We start from the raw sequence: 23639 nt of genomic DNA, 5'->3' as shown, positions 1-23639 counted from the left end.
AGTAGAATGACCAAGTCAGGAGTTGGAGTTAAAACAACAAGGTAGCAAACAAAAACAGACTGGTCTAGCCACAAATTGCGGCGGATATGACAAATAAGTGCAAACCTGACGGCAGGCGCACCAAAGTAGTGCGCCTGCATTGTTAAGCTGTATAGCTGTTTAAAAACTACACAGGATAGCGGGCGGAATAAACTGGTTCAGGCTGGCACTGCGAACCAGACTGGCACTTTTTTCAATATCCGGTCCAAAGTAGCGATCCTGATTGTAAAAGCTTACTTCGGAGCGGAGCAGGGCTTTGGCATTTTCCAGTAACGGCGTGGTTTGCAGTGGCGATCTGAAATCCAGCCCCTGCGCGGCCGCCAAGTATTCGACCGCAAGTACCCCGGTGGTATTTTCACTCATATCTGCTAATCGTCGGGCAGCAAAGGTTGCCATCGAAACATGGTCTTCCTGATTCGCTGAGGTAGGCAGGCTGTCAACCGAAGCCGGATGAGCCAGACTTTTATTTTCGGAGGCCAGTGCTGCGGCAGTAACCTGGGCAATCATAAAACCGCTGTTGACCCCGCCATTGGGCACCAGAAAGGCTGGTAACTTACTTAAACTGGCATCAATCAGTAGCGCCATCCGTCGCTCTGACAAGGCGCCGATTTCGGCAATGGCCAGCGCCAGATTATCGGCTGCCATGGCTACCGGCTCAGCGTGAAAATTGCCGCCTGACAAAATATCGCCTTCATCAGCAAATACCAGCGGGTTATCGGTTACGCCATTGGCCTCAACCTGCAGCACCTCTGCGGCCTGGCGGATTTGGGTCAGACAGGCACCCATCACCTGAGGTTGACACCTTAAGCTGTAAGGGTCCTGTACTTTTTCACAATCTTTATGCGACGAACCGACCTCTGAGCCGTCTGTCAGCAAGTGACGATATACGGTCGCGGCATCGATCTGACCCTGCTGGCCGCGGGCCTGATGAATTCGGGAATCGAAAGGGGCGCGGCTGCCAAGCGCTGCCTCAACACTCATGGCACCAATTACCGTGCCGGCAGCAAACAAGTTTTCTGCCCGGAATAAGCCCTCAAGCGCCAGCGCTGTTGAGGCCTGGGTGCCATTTAATAATGCCAGCCCTTCTTTGGCTGCCAGGGTAAGCGGAGCCATGCCCGCCAGCGCTAAGCCTTCAGCTGCATCATAGATCTGCCCGCGGAAACTGACTTCACCCTCACCAATTAATGGTAACACCATATGGGCCAACGGTGCTAAATCACCCGAGGCGCCAACCGAGCCTTTAACCGGAATGCATGGGTACAGCCCGGCATTAACAAGGCCGATCAACGCTTCGATCACGCTCAGCCGAATGCCTGAAAAGCCCCGAGCCAGCGCATTAATCTTCAGCACCAGCATTAAGCGTACCGTACTGTCATCCATAAAGTCACCAAAACCGGCCGCGTGCGACAATACGATAGAACGCTGCAGCAGTTCCAGTTCCTCATTTTTAATCCGGGTATTGGCCAGCAGACCAAAGCCGGTATTGATGCCATATACCACTTTATTCTGTTTAATGACTGCAGCAACACAGGCCGCTGATTTTTCAATAGCCGGTATTGCCGCACTGTCCAGTGTCAACTGCACCGGCCCCTGCTGTACCTGCCGTAACTGGGCCAGCGTTAACTTACCCGGTATTAAATTCAGTGTATAACTCATGTTGTTACTCCGTTACCATTGGTAAGTCTAGGGCTTGTTCTTTAGCGCAGTTAACCGCGATTTCATAACCGGCATCCGCATGGCGCATTACGCCCGTGCCAGGGTCATTCCACAGAACCCGGCTCAGCCGCGCTGCTGCTGCGTCGGTACCGTCAGCAACAATGACCACGCCACTGTGCTGACTGTAACCCATACCCACACCACCGCCATGATGCAAAGACACCCAGGTTGCGCCGCCAGCAGTATTTAGTAATGCATTTAACAATGGCCAGTCTGAAACGGCATCAGAGCCATCAAGCATCGCTTCGGTTTCACGGTTAGGGCTGGCCACTGAGCCTGAATCCAGATGATCGCGGCCGATCACCACCGGTGCGCTCAGCTCGCCGTTTTTCACCATCTCATTAAACGCCAGAGCAATGCGGGCCCGGTCTTTTAAGCCTATCCAGCAAATACGGGCCGGCAACCCCTGAAACTGAATGCGCTCACGTGCCATATCCAGCCAGTTGTGCAGATGAGGGTCATCCGGGATCAGCTCTTTTACTTTGGCATCCGTTTTGTAGATATCTTCGGCATCGCCGGATAGCGCCACCCAGCGAAATGGTCCTATACCCTGACAAAACAGCGGCCGGATATAAGCCGGTACAAAGCCCGGAAAATCAAAGGCATTGGTTACGCCTTCATCTTTGGCCATCTGTCGGATATTATTGCCGTAGTCTGTTGCCACTGCACCGCGTTGTTGCAAGGTAAGAATAGCCTGCACCTGCACTGCCATAGATTGCTTGGCGGCTTTAACCACCCCGGCTTCGTCTACTTTACGTTGCTCGGCCGCGTGCTGCATGCTCCAGCCCTGGGGCAGGTAACCGTTTAGCGGGTCGTGTGCTGAGGTCTGGTCGGTTACCACATCCGGCGTTATGCCGCGTTTAACCAAGTCGCTGAATACATCTGCGGCATTTGCCAGCAGACCAATTGACGTTGGCTTGCCTTCAGCTTTTGCCTGCTCCAGCATGGTTAAGGCTTCATCCAGCGAGTAGGCCTTCTTATCCAGGTAGCGGGTTTTCAGCCGGAAATCAATGCGGCTTTCATCCACCTCACAGGCAAGCATATGAAAGCCTGCCATAGTGGCAGCCAGCGGCTGCGCCCCGCCCATACCCCCTAAACCACCGGTCAGGATCCATTTATTAGTTGCATCACCATTAAAGTGTTGCTTCGCCATCGCGACAAAGGTTTCATAAGTTCCCTGGACAATGCCCTGGGTACCAATATAAATCCAGGAGCCAGCGGTCATCTGGCCGTACATCATCAGGCCCTTGCGGTCCAGCTCATTAAAATGCTGCCAGTTGGCCCAGGCCGGCACCAGATTAGAATTAGCAATTAGGACCCGCGGCGCGTCGGGGTGGGTCGGGAATACGCCCACCGGCTTGCCACTTTGCACCAGCAAAGTCTGGTTATCTTCCAGCCGGTCTAATACCTCAACAATTTTATCAAAGCACTGCCAGTTGCGGGCAGCCCGGCCGATACCCCCGTAAACCACCAGGGCTTGCGGGTGCTCGGCAACCTCCGGGTCGAGGTTGTTCATTAGCATCCGCTTGGCGGCTTCGGTTTGCCAGCTTTTGGCGCTGATGGTGGCACCGCGTGCTGCGCGCACGACCCGGCTGTTATCAATACGTGAGTCTGTCATCAGTTAGTCTCTATGCTATCGGTAATGAAAAATTCAGATGGCCGCCTAAGCGATAGCGGCTACCCGGTGATGTTAAATAAGCCAGGCTGACTGCGCCTTCCCGGCTGAATGTGCGGCGGGTCAGACGCAGACAGGGTTCGGCTTTTTTCAGCATTAAATGCCTGCAGGTAAAATCATCCGGCCAGATGGCCTCTACGGTGTGCTCGGCTTCCGTCAACGGTGCTATCAGGCTCAGGTACTGATGCGGTGTCTGGTAACTGAAATCCTGAGCGGTATAGTCGGGCACCTGTAACGGGCTGACGTAGCGCGCTTCCAGTTGCAGCGGCAGATTGTTTTCCAGATGAACAATTAATGAGAAAAAAACCGGATCGTTGCGTCTGAGGCCGAGTGCACTGGCAATAATGGTCGGGCAGGGCAATTCAGTCAGTTGCAACAAGCGGGCGCTGTAAGCATGCCCCCGGGCTTGTACTTCATCGGCAATATTACGGATTTCCAGCAGTGATGATTGCGATTTCAGCGCGGCAACAAAGCTGCCCACACCCTGGGTACGGTACAATATGCCCTGCTCAGTCAGTTCCTGTAATGCCCGGCGCGCGGTCATCCGGCTGACACTGAATTGCTCGGCCAGCTCATTTTCTGACGGTACCCGGCTATGCTCGGGCCAGGCGCCAATTTCAATCTGGCTTAGCATAAACTCTTTTATTTCGGCAAATTTGGCAACCGCCATAACCACTCCCATTCCCACTGCTGCTTAATAAAAAATACTGCAATTTGGTTGTATATACAAGTTGTTGGTGTAAAATTATTAAATAGTCGCCAACAGGAGAGCCCTATGCAGCAGTTTGATGCCATCTGGATTAATGCCAATATTGCCACCATGGCCGACAACGGTGAGCCTTATGGCGCCATTAAAAATGGCGTGTTGGCCATAAAAGATGGCCTGATAGCCTTTATTGGCAAGCGCGACGAGTTGCCCGGGTTTGACGCAATGGCCACCCCGTTACATGATATGCAGGGCCAGTGGATCCTGCCTGGTTTTATTGATTGTCATACTCATCTTATCTATGCCGGCAACCGGGCCAACGAGTTCGAAATGCGCTTAAACGGTGCCAGTTATCAGCAGATTGCTGCCAGTGGCGGCGGGATTAAAGCAACTGTAGCGGCAACCCGGGCAGCCAGTCATCAGCAACTGTTTGAACTGGCAAAAGACCGGCTCAATACCTTACTGGCCCAGGGGGTCAGTACCGTTGAAATTAAGTCTGGCTATGGTCTTGATTTAGCTACTGAGCAAAAAATACTGGAAGTTGCCGCCGAGCTTGATAAATATCATCCGGCAACAATAGTTAAAACGTTTCTGGGCGCTCATGCCCTGCCGGCTGAATATGCTGAGAATGCTGATGGTTACATTGATGCGGTCTGTCAGATGTTGCCCGGTTTGCATGCTGACAAACTGGTTGATGCGGTGGATGCATTCTGCGAGGGGCTGGGCTTCAGTGTCAGCCAGTGCCGTAAAGTTTTTGCCACTGCCCGGGCGTTAGGACTGCCGGTTAAGGCCCATGCTGAGCAGTTGTCGAATCTTGGCGGCAGCACTCTGGTTGCTGAATTTGCCGGCTTGTCGGCAGATCATATCGAGTTTCTGGATGAACCGGGCGTGGCGGCGATGGCCAAAGCCGGCACCGTTGCTGTGCTGTTGCCGGGCGCATACTATTTTCTGCGGGAAACCCAGTTGCCTCCTGTGGACCTGTTACGTCAGTACCGGGTACCTATGGCAGTGGCGACCGATTTAAATCCCGGTACTTCACCGCTGTGTTCATTGCCGCTAATGCTGAATATGGCCTGCACTCTGTTTCGGCTAACGCCGGAAGAAGCACTGCTGGGTGTAACCCGGCACGGTGCGGCGGCGCTGGGGCTGGCCGACCGTGGGGTGCTCAGGGAGGGAATGCGGGCAGATTTTGCCAGTTATGCCATCAGCCAGCCTGCTGAACTGTGCTATCAGTTTGGTGTTAATCAGCTTAAGCAGCTGATTATTAAAGGTAAACTTGTAAGGCTATAAAGTGTGCGACTTTACAACTGCTGAATTTGGGGTAAGCTGTCAGCAGAAAACATCATGGCAGTAACAAGGTGTGGTAGCGGTATGATTACTGGATTCAATCGTTTGCTGGCATTGGGGCTGCTCGCGGGTAGTGCGCCGGTCATGGCTGAACAGAGCGGCCCGGCGTTGCCGGCAACTTTGCTGTTGCTGCTGCTATTACTGCTGGCATTTATTTATATTGTTGCCTTAAAGCTACGGCTCAGAAAGGCGTTGCAACCTAAACCCGATATGCAGGGTTTTTATTCCTTACACGATGATATCAGCGGCTTTCCAAATAAATTTGCGTTGCAGCGTAAACTTGATGAGCTGCTGAAAAGTGCGCCTGATCAGCAATTTGCACTTATTCTGCTAAAAGTAGAGCAGTTCGACCAGATAAATCAGTTGCTGGGACACAGTAACAGTAATCTGATCCTGGCGCAGATTGCGCAGCGGATTAACGACAAACTTGCCGATGAAACTAAAATTCTGACATACGAATACCGTCAGCAACAGCCTGTGCGGGTATGTCATCTGGGCAGCGTTGATTTTGCAATCTGGCTGGATATTGGTAATCAGCCGGCACGGGCAGAATTTTTAGCCCGGCAATTACAGCAATCGGTACCACAGCCCATGCTGGTGCATGGTTGCGCTATTGATTATCGGTTAGGGGTGGGCATCTCACTTTATCCTGAGCACAGTTCTCAGTTTAACGAACTGCTGGAGCGGGCTTATCTGGCATTGCAGCATTTTCAGTGGCAACGTGGTGCCAGTCTGCTGTTTAGCCCGGAGATGATTAACTACACCACAGAAAAGCTGGCCCTGATGGCGGAATTACGCCAGGCGATTGATGACAATCAGCTGGTGTTGTTTGTGCAGCCGCAAATGGCGATGCGAAACCGTCAGGTGCTGGCGGGCGAAGTGCTTATCCGGTGGCGGCACCCCAAAAAAGGTTTACTGGCACCAGAGCAATTTCTGGCGCTGGCTGAAGAAATGGGTGTTATATATCCGCTTACATTGTGGGTGTTAGAGCAGGCAATCAAAACCATCGCCAGTTTAACAGAGCAGCAGTTAGTCAGCCGGATCGCCGTTAATATTTCCAGTAAGGATTTACTGCAGGATGAGCTGATCGAGGCACTGGAGCAGTTGTTTGCAAAATATCAGGTTAAACCAGAGTTACTAATGCTGGAAGTCAGTGAGAATGCGCTGATAGCTGAGCCGGAACGCACTATGGCAATGATGCAACGGTTGCACCGGCTTGGGGTTGAACTGGCGCTGGATGATTTTGGCACCGGCTTTTCCTCGCTGGCGTACTTGCGCCAGCTACCGGTGCAGCATGTCAAAGTAGACTGCAGTTTTATCAGCGAATTGCACAAAACTGAGGCACATATGGCGATTACCGGCGCTATAATTGATATGGCAAGAAACCTGGGACTCGGGGTTATTGCCGAAGGTGTGGAAGGCGCTGAAGTTGAAGATAAGCTGCTACGAATGGGTTGTTCCCGTGGCCAGGGTTTCTGGTACTCGCAGCCGTTTGAGCTCAGTGGCTTTCCTTCCTGGCTGCGGCAGTGGCAACAGCGCCATCCGGGCTAAATTTCCGGTGGTTGTTGTGTTTTACCGTCAATAAAAGCCAGCACCAGTGCTGCCAGCACCTGACCGCATTGACTGATACCGGCAGTCAGACCGGCCGGGTGACACGCCGGAGCGGCTTCAGCCAGATGCAGATAGCGGGCGCGGGGCAGCCGGGCCAGTTGAAACACAAACTGAGCCGCCTGTCCGGTACTGAATCCGCTGTAATTAATGGCACTGGCAGGCATCGCCTGAATACTGTCAGTATCAAGCTCTATCGCAATATCAGCCAAGCCATGACAACTTTGCTCAATGACCTGATCCAACGCCTGCTGATAGCTTAGTTGCTGGCGCACAACAATTTGCTGATAGCTGATGTAATCGGCTGCCGCTTGTTGCAGCATGGTTAAACTGGCCGCGGAATTTTTCTGCAGATCAAGCCCGAGCACCGTGTAATGGCCAAGACAACCTGCTGCACTGGCATAACTGAAACCATTGCCACTATGCCGTCCTTCCAACGGCCGGAAGTCAGCATGCGGGTCGAGGTTAGCGCAATTTACCGGCTGCCCGCTGACCTCAGCCAAAGCCTGCAGCAACGGATACGCATTATTATGGCCCCCACCGATGACGATCGGATATAAGCCTGCTGCAAAAATCGGAATTAACTGCTGCTTAACCCGCAGATCGAGCTCAGCACACAGCTGGCGTAACTGAGTAAGCTGCTCCGGGTTCTGATTGTCTAATGTTGATGCTTGCTGCTGGAGTTCAGCACAGTCAATTTGTCCGAGCAACAAAATGCGGCTTGTTGCCAGGTTATCGTTGTGTTGCAGATTCAAAAAACGCTGCAAAAACGCCTGCCAACCGAGTTCGGCGCCACCATGGCCCATATTTGCCCGTGGACCAATAGATTCTGCTATTCCAAGCAAAACAAATTGGCCACCGGCAGCTTTATGAGCAGCCAGCAGCTCAGGATAAGGCATGTTTGGATCCGGCAACCGCAACTGCTGGCCAATGCGGGTTTCGCCGCTCCGCCGGATACAATAATCTGTTAGTTCACTACTGCTAAAACGCTGTAACATAAAATAAGCTCAGTACGGCTATTCAATATCAAGCGGATCCGGTGACAGAATAATGCCGGTACTGTCAGCGTACAAATGGTCACCCGGTAAAAACGTTACTCCGCCAAAATTAACCGGTACTTCAGTCTCACCGAAGCCGTTGTCATCCGCTCCGATAGGAATTGCATTGACAGCCTGAATGCCAATTTCAAAATCTTCCAGTGCATCCAGATCGCGTACACTGCCATAGCAAACAATGCCTTCCCAGCCGTTGCTGGCTGCCAGACTGGCCAGTTCAGCATCAATCAGCGCCCGTCGGGCAGAACCGCCACCATCTACTAATAATACCTTGCCGACGCCGCTGTCAGCCAGAACCTGGCGCAGCAGGCCATTGTCCTCAAAGCATTTAACAGTATGAATTTGGCCGCCGAATGAACGTCTGCCACCGTAATTTGCAAAGATCGGTTCAACCACATCAACCTGATCCGCATAAAGATCGCACAGTTCTGAAGTATTGTATTCCATATAAGGCTCCGTAGGCAGCAACAGCTTTTGCACAGTATAGCGCTATGCCTTACAAGCTCAAGGGAATAATGTTGGCTGCCACTGCTTTTACGTTAAACAAAGTATTGCTGCAAAAGCATTTTGTTTGCTAAGGTGTAGTGGCCAAGCATAAAGAGAGAGCAATGTGCCAGCAGACTTATTCGCCAGAAATGCCCTTTATGTAACCCAAACCGGGTTGGCGTTGCTTATGGCGTTTTTACTGTGGTATTACCTGCGGGTTTACCGGCAAACCTATCTGAAAGTCTGGTTACTGGCTTTTCTGGCCTTTGCCGTTTATCAGCTTACTATTTTGTTGCTTTATGCCACCGATGCTGGCCAAAGCTGGGCGAATTTACCGCTGGCTGTTATTGTTCATTTTACCTGCTACAGCTTTGCTTTACTGATTTTAATGGGAAATCGGTTACAATTCCCCCATATTGCCAGCCAGACGTTAAGCTGGCCAGCCAGCCGCTACTTTGTCATTGTTTTAATATTGTCCTGCACTGGTGTTTTGCTGCCGTTAGTGTCGCCTGCGTTGCTAGCCTGGCAGTCATTACTGGAGACACATATTCGCCTTATACTCGCTGGCGTCTTGTTACTGATGGCGGGTACCGGATTATGGCAAAGCAATAGCAAGGGTCTCGGTCCAAAGCTGGCATCTGTTGTCCTTATTTTCTGGGGCATTCTGTATCTGGGAAATACCCTTAGCGCTATGCTGCAGTTAAGCAGTATGGCCAACTATAATCATATGTTTCTCTACAAAAGTATTGAACTGGCTTTACTGGTAACGCTGGGGTTTTCACTGGTAATCTGGCTGCAGGAAAATGAGCGTAGCACTAACCTGAAATTAACTGAAAAAACCCGCTATCTGGATCAGCATGATCAACTGACCGGTGCCCTGAACCGCGATGCTTTATTAGTTAAGCTGGACCAGTTAATCGCGAGCGCCGTTGTAAATAATTTACACCTGGTGATGCTGGGACTGGATAAATTTAAAAACGTTAATGAATCAGTGGGCCTGAAGCAGGGCGATCGGATTTTGCGCGAAGTTATCCGACGGTTTGAACAAAGTATTGTTAAACCAGTATTGATTGCCCGTACCGGTGGCGATATTTTTGCGTTGGTGCTGGCCGATGTCGTTAATGACAAGCAACTGCAGTATAGCCTGCAGCATGTGCAACAGCTGATAGAGAAACCGTTTTTACTCGATAGCGGGCCGGTAAAACTGACCACCAGTATAGGCCTTTCACACTATCCGGTGCATGCCCAAAGTGCTGAACAGTTATTACAGCAGGCAAATATTGCCTTTCATCAGGCCAAACGCCTGCAGGCCAGCTGGCTCAGTTATCAAACCGGTATGGAAGAAGAAACTGCCCGTTTGCTGGCCTGGGAAAGTGAATTACTACAAGCGATCAGTGAAAATCAATTTGTATTGTATTACCAGCCACAGCTTAGTTTGCGCAGTAACCAGCTTGAGGGTTTTGAAGTGTTGGTGCGCTGGCAGCATCCGCAACGTGGCCTGTTAATGCCGGGAGAATTTCTACCACTCTGCGAACAGCTTGGCCTGAGTCAGGTGCTGGATTTAGTGATATTGCGCAGTGCCATTGCCAGTATTCAGCGTTGGCAGCAACGGGGGGTGCATATTCCGCTGGCGATTAATATGTCACCGGTCCATTTCGAACAGGAAGGCTTAAAGCAGGAACTGAAGGGATTGTTGCAGCAATATGCGGTTTCACCGGAAATGGTTGAATTGGAAGTCACTGAAAATACTGCAATGCAGGACATGGAAAAGGGCTCAAATTTTGCGCTGGAGTTGCAGCAAATGGGCATTAAAGTATCAATTGACGATTTTGGTACCGGTTATTCCTCATTGGCTTATTTGCGTAAAATGCCGATTGAAAAAATTAAAATAGATCGCAGTTTTGTGATGGATATGACGTCAAATGACTCCGATATGATGATCGTCAAAACGATGATAAAGCTGGCGCATGGCCTGGGTAAACGTATTCTGGCCGAGGGCGTGGAAACGGTTGAGCAGCTTGACCTGCTTCGCACTTTATCCTGTGATGCCGTGCAGGGTTACTATATTGCCAAACCTTTACCAGAAACCGAAGCGCTGGCATTTTTTAAAAGCTATCCCCGCTAAATACTCTGTTGTTACTGTTAACATTTACTAAAGTAAACTAATCTTAAATTCAGTCTGAAATTGTGAGTATTATTTATGACGCTGTTACGTCGTTTAACCATTAAACAACGGCTGTTAGCCAATGCTCTGGCGCTTATTGTTGCCATGTTGCTGATGCTGGCCATTCTGTTTTTCCAAAGCAACCAATTAACCAGTTTAGCCAGTACCCAGCAGTTAGTGGAACAGCTTAACACCACGGTACTGATGCTGCGTCGACATGAAAAAGACTTCATGATGCGTAGCGATTTAAAATATCAGCAACGGTTAAACGATCGAATCGAGCAGTTAACTGACAAAGTCGTGACACTGCGACAGTACGCCCAAAGCCATGACATACCCACCGCGCCGCTGGACAGGTTCAGCCAGCTTACTGCTGAGTATCAGCAAGTATTTAATAAACTGGTCGCGCAGCAGCAGCAGTTAGGCTTAACACCAGCCGAAGGTTTGCAGGGGCGGCTGCGGGATAGTGCTCAAACCCTGGAGCAGCAACTCAACCAGACTGATGAAACCCAGTTACTTATGATGTTATTGCAGTTACGACGGCATGAAAAAGATTTCTTATTACGACTTGAACCACGGTATGCCGAAACCTTTAACAGTGAGTTTGCGACCTTTATCAGTTCATTGCAGCGTAGTTTTCCTGCTGGTACTGCGGCCGCAAACGCTTACCGTGATGGCTTTAACGGCTTGGTTGACGGCATGAAACAACTGGGGTTAGATGAAACGCAGGGCCTGACAGGGCAGATGCGCTCCGCTATTCAACAAACCGAGACCAGTCTGGAAACTTTATCGGCAGAAACCAGCGACGCTATTGCGGCTGCAGTGACCAGTACCAAGCAGCTGGCCGTTATTATTTTTGTGGTGGTTCTGCTGCTGATGCTGGCGCTGGTAGGCCTGACCAGCCGCAGTATTATCGGCCCGGTACTGGCAGTATGCCAAACCATTGGCCTTATCCGTAATGAGCACGATTTTCGCAAACGGGTAGATGAAAGTGGTCAGGACGAAATGAGCCAGTTAGCGCAGGACTTTAATGCCATGCTGGCCGATATTCAGCATTTAATCCGTACCGTCAATGAAGCCCTTGGCATGCTGGACCAGGCTACAGCTGAACTTGCGCAGTCAACGTCGGACACCAGTGAAGGGATGCAACGCCAGCAAGCAGAAACAGATATGGTTGCAACCGCTGTAACCGAGATGGGGGCAACTATCAATGAAATTGCCAGTAATACCGAAATGACCGCTGCCAAAGCCGACAGTACTAACCAAAATGCGGCCAGCGGCCGGCATGAAGTGGAGCAAACGGTTTCGCAGATCCAGCAGCTGTCAGGACGCTTACAGCAGGCTACCAGCATTGTTACCGAGCTGGAGCAGGATAGCCAGACTATCGGTTCAGTATTGGATGTGATTCGTGGTATTGCCGAACAGACCAACTTGCTGGCGCTGAATGCGGCTATTGAGGCGGCCAGGGCGGGTGATCAGGGTCGTGGTTTTGCGGTGGTTGCCGATGAAGTGCGGCATCTGGCACAACGTACCGCCCAGTCGACCGGACAAATTGAAGAAATTATTGCCGCTTTGCAAGGCCGTACCCGCCATATCGTTGAGGCAATGCAGCAATGCCGGCAGCAAGGTACCGACAGCGCAGAGCAGGCCAGCATTGCGATGACGTTGCTGGGGGAGATCACTGAAGATGTGACCAATATCATGGATATGACCACCCAGATAGCAGCTGCAATTGAACAGCAAAGCCACGTCGCGGCAGAAGTTAACAAAAACGTGGTGAAAATTCGTGATTTGTCGGATGATACCTTTGGCTATGCCCGGCAAAATGCCGCGATTAGTGAGGAAGTGGCGCAACAGGCTGCCAGTTTACGGCAAAGCGTTGAAATATTTAAAGCCTGAGCTGAAGTTAACTGACCGGCTAAATGGCTAGCTGAGCTGACGGGTACTGATCAGGCTTTCGCGACTGGCATTAGCGGCTTTAAGCTGTGCCAGGTAGCGCTGCCATAGTGTGTGCTGATCGTCGGCCAACTGACACAAATAGCGAAAGTGATACAAGCCGGTATCATGGCCATCATCAAAGGTCAGTTTAACCCCGTAGTGGCCTACGGGGCTAATCGTCTTTATTGCGACATCACGTTTATGGGCTACAAGCCTGGGTTTGCCATGACCACGCACCTCGGCTGATGGTGAATGGACGCGCAAAAATTCTGCTGACAGCACCTGTACCGTGCCGTCAGCAAATATCAGATCCAGCAGGCGCCGTTGCCGGTGATAGTGCAGGGTGCGTAATGTCATTGCTTGCAGACCCCCTTTGTTAAAGAATAAACCGACTTAAATCTTCATCCTGTACTAATGCGCCCAGATGCTGTTCGACATAATCGGCAGTAATCTCGATATGCTCACCAGCATGGTCGGCCGCATCATAAGATATTTCTTCCAGTAAGCGCTCCATCACCGTATAGAGGCGCCGGGCACCGATGTTCTCAGTGGTTTCATTTACCTGAAAGGCTGCTGCAGCAATTCGTTTAATACCCTCGTCGCTGAAACTGATTTTTACCCCTTCGGTGGCCAGCATCGCAATAGACTGTTCGGTCAGCGACGCTTTGGGTTCAGTTAAAATACGCTCAAAATCGGCAGCGGTCAGCGCTTCCAGCTCTACCCGGATAGGCAGACGTCCCTGCAGCTCGGGGACTAAGTCAGACGGCTTACTCATCTGAAAAGCACCAGAGGCAATAAACAGGATATGATCAGTTTTTACCATCCCATGCTTGGTATTAACGGTACAGCCTTCAATCAGTGGCAGTAAATCGCGTTGCACACCTTCGCGTGATACATCAGGACCACTGGTTTCGCCACGCTTACAAATTTTGTCAATTTCATCCAGAAAGACAATGCCATTTTGCTCGACCGCTTCCAGTGCCTCAGCTTTTAATTCTTCCGGATTAACCAGCCGGGCGGCTTCTTCGTCAATCAGTTGTTTAAAAGCGTCTTTAATTTTCAGTTTACGCTTTTTCTTTTTATCACTGCCCAGGCTCTGGAACATGCTTTGTAACTGCGAGGTCATTTCTTCCATGCCAGGCGGTGCCATAATTTCCACACCTACCGGGGTTTGCGCCAGTTCCAGTTCAATTTCCTTATCATCGAGCTGGCCTTCGCGTAACTTTTTGCGGAAAATCTGCCGGGTATTGTTATCGGTTGCTGGTTGATTATCAGCGTCGGCCCAGTTGTCGCGGGCTTTGGGTAATAAGGCATCTAAAATCCGCTCTTCAGCGGCTTCTTCAGCCCGAAAGCGATTTTTGGCAATCGCCTGTTCCCGCAGCATTTTCACGGCACTGTCGGTCAGGTCACGGATAATGCTCTCAACTTCTTTGCCCACATAACCTACCTCGGTAAATTTTGTGGCTTCAACCTTGATAAAAGGCGCATTGGCGAGTTTTGCCAAGCGCCGGGCAATTTCGGTTTTACCAACTCCGGTCGGGCCAATCATCAGAATGTTTTTCGGGGTAACTTCAGCGCGCAGGCCTGTTTCCAGCTGCATCCGGCGCCAGCGGTTGCGAAGGGCGATGGCCACAGCACGTTTGGCTTTACTCTGGCCAATAATATGCCGGTCCAGTTCGTGGACAATTTCTCTGGGTGTCATATCAGACATAATTAACCTGCTTAAAGTTGTTCAATAGTGTGTTGCTGATTGGTGTAAACACAAATATCACCAGCAATCGTTAAGCTTTTTTCAACAATATCCTGGGCACTCAGCTCGGTATTCTGCAACAAAGCGGTGGCAGCTGCCTGAGCGAAAGGGCCGCCACTACCGATAGCAATTAAATCATTCTCGGGCTGAATAACATCACCATTACCGGTAATAATCAGCGAGCAGTTTGCATCAGCAACCGCCAGCAGTGCTTCAAGCTTGCGTAGCATCCGATCGGTGCGCCAGTCTTTGGCAAGCTCTACCGCTGCGCGCATTAAATGGCCCTGATGCAGCTCCAGTTTAGCTTCAAAACGTTCAAATAAAGTAAAAGCATCGGCGGTACCGCCGGCAAAACCGGCCAGCACTTTGTTGTTATAAAGCCGGCGTACCTTGCGGGCATTACCTTTCATTACGGTATTACCCAGTGACACCTGGCCATCGCCGCCAATAGCAACGTGGCCATTACGGCGAACAGAAACGATAGTTGTCATGAATTTTTGCCCTATGGCGAATAAACCTAGGGCTTAAGTGTGGCTGGCAGCGCTGCTTTTCAAGTCCAGTTCCAGATCTGGCAGCCATTGATGTTCTGTTGTTGCAGCCGGTTGCGATCCGCTGTCGCCTGACGCTTGGAATCATAAGGACCCAGCACCACCCGGTACCAGATGCCGTTACTACCTTCAGTACGGCGCACGGCGGAGGCAAAGCCGGCAAAGGCGATCTGCGCCCGCATGGCTTCGGCTTGCTCAGCTTGCCGGAACGAGCCACATTGCATCTGAAACGGGCCCTTTGATTCCCTTTCGCTGGTGTCGACTTCTACCTGAACTTCTTTATTTTCCAGCTCTTTTATATATTGATAAGGCTCTGCAACCGGCTTGGCAGGGAGCTCATCAACCACTGGCTTGTTCTGACGTACTTCCGGCGGGTTGGCTGCAGAGTCGGATGGCTGCTGCTTTAAATACCACAGAAAAGCGGCAAAACCACTTAGCAGCAGGGTGGTGACTACCATCAGTAACCACGGCTTGCTGGACTTGCTGGCAGCCCGGCTGTTACCCCGCCGCGGATTGCTGGTTCTGGCTTTGGCCTTAGGCTTGGGGCGGGCGGTTTTCACGTAATCTTTTTGCGGCATATTGACAGCTTAACAACCTGACTTAAGAATTCACTGGCGCTATTCTACCTGCTTAGTCTGAAAAAGAAATAAGCAGGGCTAAGCCATTAACTCAGATCAATAGGATCAACATCCAGTTGCCACTTTAACTGCCTGCTGAGCGGCCAGCTTTGCAGTGCCGCCAGCAGCGTATTCAAGGCCTGATGCAGCAGCGGCCGCTGGCTGCTGTAAATCTGTAGTTGCCAGCGGTATTTACCGGCTCGTTTTTCCATCGGACAGCTAAGGGGACCGAGAAGCTCCAGCCCGGGCAGGGTTTTGGCCAGCGACGCCAGCTCGGTAAGCCACTGCTGACAAAGCGCACTTTGCAGCGCTTCTGCCCGGAACATCGCCAGATGCTGATAAGGCGGCAGTCTGGTGTGTTGCCGTTCCAGCAACGCACTGCGGGCAAACGAGGCATAGCCATTGTGAATAATATCCTGCAACAGCACATGCTCTGGATAATGCGTTTGCAATAATACGGTGCCGGGATTACTGCCCCGGCCGGCCCGGCCGGCTACCTGCGTCAGTAACTGGCCCAGTTGTTCTGGTGCTCTGAAGTCGCTGCTGTACAGGGCGCCGTCGACATCAACAATGACAACCAGAGTAACAAAAGGAAAGTGATGGCCTTTGGCCAGCATCTGTGTGCCCAGGATCAGCCGTGGACCGCTTTGATTGATACTGTCCAGCGCACTGGCCAGCGCGCCTTTACGCCGGGTGGTGTCACGATCCAGCCGGGTAATCGCAATATCAGGAAATAACTGCTGTAAATTTTCTTCCAGCTGTTCAGTCCCCTGGCCAACGGGCGCTAACCTTGCACTGCCACACTGCTTGCATTGGCGCGGCACTGCTTTAATTGCACCGCAATGGTGACATACCAGCTGCCTGCTTTGTTTATGGTAGGTGGTAAAAGTACTGCAGCGGTGGCATTCGGTCAGCCAGCCGCACTCCTGGCAACTAAGCGCCGGGGCAAAGCCGCGGCGGTTTAAAAACAACATGACCTGCATACCCTGCTGTAACTGCTGCTGCATAAACTGCAGAGTCTGACTGGCCAGGCCGAACTGCAGCACCTGCTGCTTTAAATCCACCAGTTGATAGCGGGGCATGGCCTGGCCCGCTGCCCGGGTATGCAGACTAAGATGAACAAAACGCTGTTGCTGACAGTTGTACAGGCTTTCCAGCGACGGGGTAGCCGAGCCAAGCACCACAGGGCAATGCTCCAGGGCTGCCCGCTTAATCGCCAGATCGCGGGCATGATACCGAAAACCATCCTGCTGCTTCAGTGACTGATCATGTTCTTCATCAATAATAATTAAGCCGAGGCGGGCAAAAGGTAAAAACAGCGCTGAGCGGGTACCAATGACAATAGCAGCACTACCTGCCTGTGTTTGCTGCCAGCAGCTCAGCCGCTCGGTATCGCTAAGATTAGAATGCCAGCACAGCACCGGTGCCTGAAAACGGCTTTGAAAACGGGAGAGTGTCTGTGGAGTAAGACCTATTTCCGGCACTATTACCAGCACCTGGCTGCCAGCATCAAGCAAGGGAGCAATCGCTTGCAGGTAAACCTCTGTTTTGCCTGAGCCGGTGACACCTTCGAGCAACAGGCTCTGAAAACGGCCGGCAGCCTGATTGATAGCAGTAACAGCCAGCGCCTGATCGGGCGTTAGTTGCAATGCCGGTTGTTTCAAACCGCGCTGGCTGAAAGGCCGCAACGGTAAAATATTTTTTTCTATCAGCCCTTTTTCTGCCAGTTGATTTAAAGTGGTGCGTGAATGGCTGGTTAGCAATTCTATGGCGGGTACGGCGCCATCCTGCAATGCCTGCCATAATGCCAGCTGCCGGGTCGACAGTTTAAAGTCGGCAGCACTGGCTGCAGCGCCGGCGGTAGTCAGCTGCCAGGCATATTGCTGGTAGTCTGCCAGATCTTTACCTTCGCGCAGCAGGGCAGGCAATGCAGCGGTCAGTACTTCGCCCAGCGGATGGTGATAGTATTCGGCGGCAAAGGTCAGCAACTGGCGCAGAGTATCGTTTAACACCGGCAGGTTATCGATAACGCTTAGCACGGGCTTTAACTGTGCTAACGGGTAATGATCGGCCGGATTAAGTTGCCAGGCAACACCAATTAATTCGCGTTTACCAAAAGGAACCCGCAGCCGGCAGCCAATTTGCACCTGCTGATCACTGCTAAGCAGATAATCAAAGTGTTGGCGTAATGGCAATGGCAGAGCAACGCGGATAACTGACAAAGTGAATATCCTTCAGATTAGACAGCAGATAGTGTAAGGTGCCCTCAGGCCGCTGCCAAGTAAAACAAAGTTGCAAATAAGCGGGCAGGACAGTTGCAACTTTGTTGGCTATCTATTAAGCTACGCGCCCTTAATTAACTGTAATTACGTATGGTGTCTGGCACATGATGACCAGATAGCGATACGGCCTAACGAGGTAACCCATGAAACCAGGTATCCACCCAGAATACAAAGAAATTACTGCAACCTGTACTTGCGGTAACAGCTTCAAAACCCATTCAGCCCTGTGTAAAGATATTCACTTGGACGTTTGTTCAAGCTGTCACCCTTTTTACACTGGTAAGCAAAAAGTATTAGACGTTGGCGGCCGGGTTGACCGCTTCAAAAAGCGTTTCGCGGTACTGGGCAATCGTTAATTTGCCAAAGTATGCTGCAAATAAAAAAAGCACCTTCGGGTGCTTTTTTTATAACTGCCAGTTGCAAAGTTAAGCCAGCCTGTTATTTACCACCGCTTAATACTTCGCTCAGTGAGCTGGCGCCTTTGCCCGGCTTAACCGAGGCACAAGCCGAGCCTGAGTTCTCACAGCTTACTCCGCTGATCCGGCTGCCAATTGAACGGCGATCATATTTACCGCTGGCATTCAGCCGCCTTACCAGGCCATCCAGCATAATATTGGCTTCCATTTTCTGGCCGCGTACTTCAATCACTTCGATATCGTCAACACTTTTAAATTCAGCTATCAGCTCTGTTTGCTGCTCGTCTGCGGCTAACTCATCAATCACCTGTTGCAGATAATCACGCGCTTGCGGATGCCGGGCCAACGTTAATGCTTTGTATAGTTCGCCTGCACCAGCTAAATCCTGCTCGGTAGCGGTGCCGGTCTGCTTTAAACGCGCCAGCAGGAACATGGCGTTCATCAGTTTATTTTCAGCAGCCTTTTCCAGCAAGCTGACCGCTTCGGTAACCTTGGCTTCCTCGTCGGTTTGTAAATGCAACAGAGCTTGTTGGTACATGGCCGGTGAATACTCACTCTTTACTGCCTGGGCCAGCAGTTTATCTGCCTGGCCAATATCCTGCTCCAGAACAAAACCATTACGATACCAGTCAGACATCAGATAAGTTGCCATTGGATTGCGGTGTCTTACCCCAAGCTTGATAAAACGCGCAGCTTCTTTGTGGTCTTGCTCCAGACCATCTCCGGACGCGTATGCCATGGCAACAAATGCAGCAGCATCACCACTGCCACTGCGGGCCAGCTTGATAAGCCGGCGCATCTCATTTTCGCACTGGCCAGCTGGACACACCTTTGTGTCAGCTGACGCCATGACGGGCAGGGTACTAACTCCTGCCAGAGTCAGGGTTAAACTCAGTGTCATCATACTTACAATCCGTGTTGCCCGCATCACGTTCCTCCAGGTTGTTTACAAAAAATTTATATTGTAATGATCGAACACTCACTCGTTCTGGTCAAGATAACAGGTACTGTAAACTGTAAACAAATGTATAAAGACCGTGAATTGGTAGAAGGAGACAAACGGGACTTACTGTTGGTTTTTTAAGCAAATAGTCAGTATTTATTAAAAAAATGGTTTAATTTCCATTGTTTAGCTGATTATGCAGTCGATTAAAAATTTTTAGATGGCTATACGCCTGAAATGCCGGCGTTTTAGCCGGAAACACCTGGCAACATTTTCCGATAGTTAGTCACTTTAATCGAAATATTAAGCGTCAGCTTCAACGTTGAACAGCCGGATCTGGCTCGAAAATACCTTATACAGGTAATTTCGGGTGTGCAGCTGGCTTGGCGAAAGCGACTGAAGTTGCTATAACAGGCTGTAATAAGACTAAAGTGGTATGGTCAGTATGGCGCAGTTGCGCTGGTAAGATCAGGCCATAGCGGTTGCACAATCATAAAAATCAGAAGTTACCCTCACTCATTAAAAGCAGGAAAACAAGATGTCAGATTTCAGAGAGCAGGCACTGCGGTACCATGCAGAGCCGACCCCGGGAAAAATCAGTATTGAAATCAGTAAGCCGGCAGAAACCGTAAAAGATTTAGCGCTGGCATACAGTCCGGGTGTGGCTGAACCGGTGCGGGAAATTGCCGCTGACGTCGACAATGTTTACAAATACACGGCCAAAGGCAACCTGGTGGCGGTGATCAGCAATGGCACAGCCATTCTGGGCTTAGGTAACTTAGGGCCGATGGCATCCAAACCTGTTATGGAAGGCAAAGCGCTGCTGTTTAAGCGCTTTGCTAATCTTGACTCTATTGATATCGAAGTCAGCCATCGTACCACCGAGGAGTTTATTAATACGGTGGCTAATATTGCTGATACCTTTGGTGGTATTAATCTGGAAGATATCAAAGCGCCAGAGTGTTTTGAGATTGAAAAAGAATTGATTAAGCGCTGTAAAATCCCGGTATTTCATGATGATCAGCACGGTACCGCTATTGTTACCGCTGCCGGTATGCTTAATGCGCTGGAAATTCAGGGCAAGGAAATCAGCAAGGCGATCATCGTCTGCATGGGCGCTGGTGCTGCAGCCATTGCCTGTATGGAGCTCCTGATTAAATGCGGCGCCCACCGTGAGCATATCTATATGCTGGATACCAAAGGCGTTATTCACACCAGGCGGGATGATTTAAATCAGTATAAGCTGTTATTTGCCAATAATACTGACAAGCGCACGCTGGAAGATGCCTTAAATGGGGCTGATGTGTTTGTTGGCGTATCGGGGCCCAATGTATTGCCAGCAGAAGCCTTAGAGCTGATGGCGCCCAATCCGATTATTTTTGCCTGCTCAAACCCCGACCCGGAAATTAAGCCCGAGCTGGCTCATGCTGCCCGTAAAGATTTAATTATGGCCACCGGCCGCTCTGATTATCCCAATCAGGTAAATAACGTGCTGTGCTTTCCGTTTATTTTTCGGGGCGCGCTCGATGTGCGGGCCAGTGTCATTAACGATGAAATGAAAATTGCCGCGGTAAATGCGATACGTGCCATCGCCAAAGAGCCGGTGCCGGAAACGGTGCTAAAAGCAGCGCAGGTTGATAAGCTGGAATTTGGCAAGGGCTATATTATTCCCAAACCTATGGACCCACGCTTGTTACCACTGGTCGCGCGTGCGGTTGCCGAAGCTGCTGTCGCCTCGGGTGTTGCCCGCATTGACCTGCCTGATAACTACTATCAGTAAAGCGCGTTTTCCGCGGTACGAGCAGTTAATCCCCGGTTGAAAGCGATATCAGCCGGGGAAACATCGTTGTTTTGTCAGGAAAATACCGCAACCCAGGTAATGGCATTGCCCAAACCGTGAACTACACCGGGCACAATTACGTTGCCGGTTCGTTCGCGAAGCCACTGGAAAAAGCTGCTGGCGGCGAAGTACACCGCAATCAGCAATAACACCGTTGTAATATGCCCGTTGCTGGACAATTCAACCAACCTGACTGAGTGTAACGGTGCCACGATAAAAAGCACTGTGGTGCTAAGCGCAGCGAGCTTGACAGGCATTAATCTGGCTAGTGACGTAAAGAGTAAGCCCCGATAGAGCAGTTCCTGACCAACACCGATACAAAAGCCGGTTAAAAACCACAGTAGCCATCGTGGTGCAGCAACATTGAAGCTTGCCTTAAGTTGGTCAAATTCTAAAAATCCGAACAGAACAATACTGCCGGCACTGCCCAGAACCAATAAAGCTAAATGCTTTCTCTCTAAAACTAACAGCTGCGGCAACGCCTGGCGGATCACCAGCAGCAGAACAGCAATCAGGCCTAGTTCCAGCAGAAATCGCAGTGGCTGAGTAAAGTACCAATGGTCCGGATTTAACAGCCAGGGGTCGGGCTGAACCAGCAGCCGCACCGGTATTTCCATAAGCAGGAAGATAACCAGACAGCACCAGAGCGTCGTTCTATGGCTCTTTTCTGCATTCATCATCACTTATCCCTTTTTCAACTGTCTTACGATGCGATGAAGCTCTCTGTCGTTGCTGGCCAGCGCTTTCTGTATGTGTTTTTCCATCAAAGCCGGGTTATTCAGCAGCTTGGCCAGTTGGGCCAGGCGCAGGTGTGCCCATTCTAACGGAGGCAAGTCAGCTGATGTTTTGCCTGTCCCGATAAACTGCTCTAATGCCGCTATGCCCTGTTCGATATTCATTTCACTGAAAACCGCATTTCGTCCTATCTGATACAGAGCATTCAGCGCAAAAATAAGCTCATTTTCTGTAATAAGGGTGGCCGCTTTTTCAAAGCTATGATGTGCTTCGGTGTACTGCTTCTGTTGTTGAAACTGTAAACCGAGTCGATAATGAAACTCTGCATTGTCCGGAAAATCAGTGACAGCTCGCTTTAACAGCAGTGTCAGCTCTCGGGCTTGTGCTAACTCTGCTAAATACAGTATTTCAGCTTTTATTCCTGCCAGTTCAGAGAGCTTATAGACTTCATCTACCTGTTCTTTTGCTAATTTTTTATCTCCGCCAGCAATACCCGGCGCCCCAAGGTAGAACCGGATTAACCCCATTTTATATTCAGGATTAGACGGCGAGAGTTCTACCGATTTTTTTAAACAATTGACGGATTTCCTGGCATAGCTTAATGCCGAAATAAACGAGTTTTCAGCTTGCTGGCCCATAATCCGGCCACATAAAAAATACAGCTTAGCGTTATCAGGTTCTGAATTTAACGCCCTGACTACCATCTCTTCTGCTTGATCGAGGTCGTGTTGTATTGCGTCAGTAATAGCGTCAATAGACGCCTGGTTAGCTTCATTGGCGGATAGGGTAAAAGCCAGCTGTAACAATGCGGCTGTTATCAGGGCGGATAATTTCATCTGAACTCTCTGGCAAATAAGTGATGTGCTTATTTTACGGAGTGTTCAAACTTATCTTTAGTGCCAAAAGTCACTATTCACAGAAACCTCAGGAGTTTCTACTTATTATCTGACCTGGCTTTTGCGGATTATTTTGTATAAAAGTTCTGGCGAAAGGCGTGATACCCAGGCGCCAAGCCGTTCTTTAATACCGCCAATAACAATGTAATTTTTGCCTTTAAGCAATGCCTTCAGCGCTTTTTCAGCAAATAGTGTCGCGCTCATCGCCTTAGCCTGAGCGGTATCCATTTCGCCCAGGGTTTTGCCATCACCGGTAAGGGCGTTTAATGACACTTCCGTTTTAACAAATCCCGGGAATATAGTGGCAACCGTCAGGCCCTGTTCAAACAGTTCAGCACGCAAACTATTGGCCCATAAATGCAATGCCGCTTTGGCCGCAGAATAGCTGCCGCGATACTGGGTACCGACTAAACCGGCGACGGAAGAGACAAACACCACTTTGCCGCCACCGTCGGCCAGCAGCAATGGCAGAGCCTGCCGGGTCAGGTTAATCTGGGAAAAATAATCCACCTCAAACAGTTTGCGTTCAGTCTCCAGGCTGGTGTCGATGATTAGCGCACGTTGGCTGATGCCGGCATTGTTAATCAACCAGTCGAGACCGCCAATTTTTTCAGCAATAGTCGCAACTGTGGCACTAATAGCCTGACTGTCGGTAATATCCAGCGGTAGGATCAGATGTGAGGTTGAATTGGCCAGGCTGGCACGCACCCGCTCCAGTTCTGCCTGGCGGCGGGCACTTAAAATCAGCCGGGCGCCAGCCGCAGCCAGTTCGCGGGCCAGTGCTTCACCAATGCCGCCCGAGGCACCGGTGATCCAGATAACTTTATTGGTAAGTGGGGTAAGTGTAACAGGCATAAATTCGGTGGTCCTGTGCGATT

Annotated in this window: 20 protein-coding genes; 6 read left to right on the top strand and 14 right to left on the bottom strand. The window is 50.6% G+C overall.

Annotated features, from left to right (window positions below):
* Positions 1–159: 159 nt before the first annotated feature.
* From hutH to hutC, 3 genes are read right to left on the bottom strand one after another with little or no spacing between them, the layout of a single operon-like run.
* Entirely contained in the window at positions 160–1695 is a 1536-nt protein-coding gene (gene hutH / locus R3187_RS07385) for a histidine ammonia-lyase (protein ID WP_318966043.1), read from the bottom strand.
* A gap of 4 nt (positions 1696–1699) precedes the next feature.
* Positions 1700–3373, bottom strand: coding sequence for a urocanate hydratase (hutU, locus tag R3187_RS07380; protein ID WP_318966042.1), 1674 nt, complete (start codon positions 3371–3373; stop codon positions 1700–1702).
* Between the two features lie 10 nt (positions 3374–3383).
* Entirely contained in the window at positions 3384–4100 is a 717-nt protein-coding gene (gene hutC, locus R3187_RS07375) for a histidine utilization repressor (protein WP_318966041.1), read from the bottom strand.
* A gap of 105 nt (positions 4101–4205) precedes the next feature.
* Between hutC and hutI the strand changes: the two genes are divergently transcribed.
* Positions 4206–5426, top strand: coding sequence for an imidazolonepropionase (gene hutI / locus R3187_RS07370; RefSeq protein WP_318966040.1), 1221 nt, complete (start codon positions 4206–4208; stop codon positions 5424–5426).
* Positions 5427–5507: 81 nt separating this feature from the next.
* Positions 5508–7034, top strand: coding sequence for a bifunctional diguanylate cyclase/phosphodiesterase (locus R3187_RS07365; protein WP_318966039.1), 1527 nt, complete (start codon positions 5508–5510; stop codon positions 7032–7034).
* Here R3187_RS07365 and R3187_RS07360 read toward each other — a convergent pair.
* Both R3187_RS07360 and rraA read right to left on the bottom strand, forming a co-directional pair.
* The gene (locus R3187_RS07360; protein WP_318966038.1) at positions 7031–8089 is read right to left on the bottom strand and encodes a formimidoylglutamase; all 1059 of its coding nucleotides are present in this window, start codon (positions 8087–8089) and stop codon (positions 7031–7033) included. The two genes, R3187_RS07365 and R3187_RS07360, sit on opposite strands and share 4 nt — an antisense overlap.
* Before the next feature lie 18 nt (positions 8090–8107).
* The gene (rraA, locus tag R3187_RS07355; protein ID WP_318966037.1) at positions 8108–8593 is read right to left on the bottom strand and encodes a ribonuclease E activity regulator RraA; all 486 of its coding nucleotides are present in this window, start codon (positions 8591–8593) and stop codon (positions 8108–8110) included.
* Positions 8594–8756: 163 nt separating this feature from the next.
* On the opposite strand from rraA, the gene R3187_RS07350 reads away from it, so the two are divergent.
* Together R3187_RS07350 and R3187_RS07345 are read left to right on the top strand one after the other, a co-directional pair.
* Positions 8757–10757: a putative bifunctional diguanylate cyclase/phosphodiesterase gene (locus R3187_RS07350; protein ID WP_318966036.1), complete on the top strand. Its 2001-nt coding sequence runs from the start codon at positions 8757–8759 to the stop codon at positions 10755–10757.
* 75 nt (positions 10758–10832) lie between these two features.
* Entirely contained in the window at positions 10833–12695 is a 1863-nt protein-coding gene (locus tag R3187_RS07345) for a methyl-accepting chemotaxis protein (RefSeq protein ID WP_318966035.1), read from the top strand.
* Positions 12696–12722: 27 nt separating this feature from the next.
* Here R3187_RS07345 and R3187_RS07340 read toward each other — a convergent pair whose 3' ends face one another.
* The 5 genes from R3187_RS07340 to priA all read right to left on the bottom strand — a co-directional run bounded on the left by R3187_RS07340 (position 12723) and on the right by priA (position 17871).
* Positions 12723–13091, bottom strand: coding sequence for a gamma-butyrobetaine hydroxylase-like domain-containing protein (locus R3187_RS07340; RefSeq protein WP_318966034.1), 369 nt, complete (start codon positions 13089–13091; stop codon positions 12723–12725).
* Between the two features lie 19 nt (positions 13092–13110).
* The gene (hslU, locus tag R3187_RS07335) at positions 13111–14445 is read right to left on the bottom strand and encodes an HslU--HslV peptidase ATPase subunit (RefSeq protein WP_318966033.1); all 1335 of its coding nucleotides are present in this window, start codon (positions 14443–14445) and stop codon (positions 13111–13113) included.
* An 11-nt stretch (positions 14446–14456) separates the two neighbouring features.
* Positions 14457–14975 carry an ATP-dependent protease subunit HslV gene (hslV, locus tag R3187_RS07330; RefSeq protein WP_318966032.1) on the bottom strand — a complete coding sequence of 173 codons (519 nt, stop codon included), beginning with the start codon at positions 14973–14975 and terminating at the stop codon, positions 14457–14459.
* 59 nt (positions 14976–15034) lie between these two features.
* Entirely contained in the window at positions 15035–15610 is a 576-nt protein-coding gene (locus R3187_RS07325; RefSeq protein ID WP_318966031.1) for an SPOR domain-containing protein, read from the bottom strand.
* A gap of 86 nt (positions 15611–15696) precedes the next feature.
* The gene (gene priA / locus R3187_RS07320; RefSeq protein ID WP_318966030.1) at positions 15697–17871 is read right to left on the bottom strand and encodes a primosomal protein N'; all 2175 of its coding nucleotides are present in this window, start codon (positions 17869–17871) and stop codon (positions 15697–15699) included.
* Positions 17872–18074: 203 nt separating this feature from the next.
* Between priA and rpmE the strand changes: the two genes are divergently transcribed.
* On the top strand, positions 18075–18287 hold the full coding sequence (gene rpmE / locus R3187_RS07315; RefSeq protein WP_019675731.1) for a 50S ribosomal protein L31: 213 nt from the start codon (positions 18075–18077) through the stop codon (positions 18285–18287).
* Between the two features lie 82 nt (positions 18288–18369).
* Here the strand turns inward: rpmE and R3187_RS07310 are convergent, their stop codons facing one another.
* Entirely contained in the window at positions 18370–19251 is an 882-nt protein-coding gene (locus R3187_RS07310) for a tetratricopeptide repeat protein (protein WP_318966029.1), read from the bottom strand.
* A 577-nt stretch (positions 19252–19828) separates the two neighbouring features.
* Between R3187_RS07310 and R3187_RS07305 the strand changes: the two genes are divergently transcribed.
* Positions 19829–21070 (top strand): malic enzyme-like NAD(P)-binding protein, encoded by a 1242-nt coding sequence (locus R3187_RS07305; protein WP_318966028.1) that lies wholly within the window; start codon positions 19829–19831, stop codon positions 21068–21070.
* A 74-nt stretch (positions 21071–21144) separates the two neighbouring features.
* Here the strand turns inward: R3187_RS07305 and R3187_RS07300 are convergent, their stop codons facing one another.
* From R3187_RS07300 to R3187_RS07290, 3 genes are all read right to left on the bottom strand, one after another.
* Positions 21145–21810 carry a CPBP family intramembrane glutamic endopeptidase gene (locus R3187_RS07300; protein WP_318966027.1) on the bottom strand — a complete coding sequence of 222 codons (666 nt, stop codon included), beginning with the start codon at positions 21808–21810 and terminating at the stop codon, positions 21145–21147.
* Positions 21811–21813: 3 nt separating this feature from the next.
* Positions 21814–22701 (bottom strand): hypothetical protein, encoded by an 888-nt coding sequence (locus R3187_RS07295; RefSeq protein ID WP_318966026.1) that lies wholly within the window; start codon positions 22699–22701, stop codon positions 21814–21816.
* A 105-nt stretch (positions 22702–22806) separates the two neighbouring features.
* Entirely contained in the window at positions 22807–23616 is an 810-nt protein-coding gene (locus R3187_RS07290) for an SDR family oxidoreductase (protein WP_318966025.1), read from the bottom strand.
* Positions 23617–23639 lie beyond the last annotated feature (23 nt).

The organism is Arsukibacterium sp., from assembly GCF_033721375.1.
In the GTDB taxonomy this organism is placed as follows: Bacteria; Pseudomonadota; Gammaproteobacteria; order Enterobacterales; family Alteromonadaceae; genus Alishewanella.
Note: the sequence above shows the minus strand (reverse complement) of the source record. Positions and strands in the feature narration are given on the sequence as shown.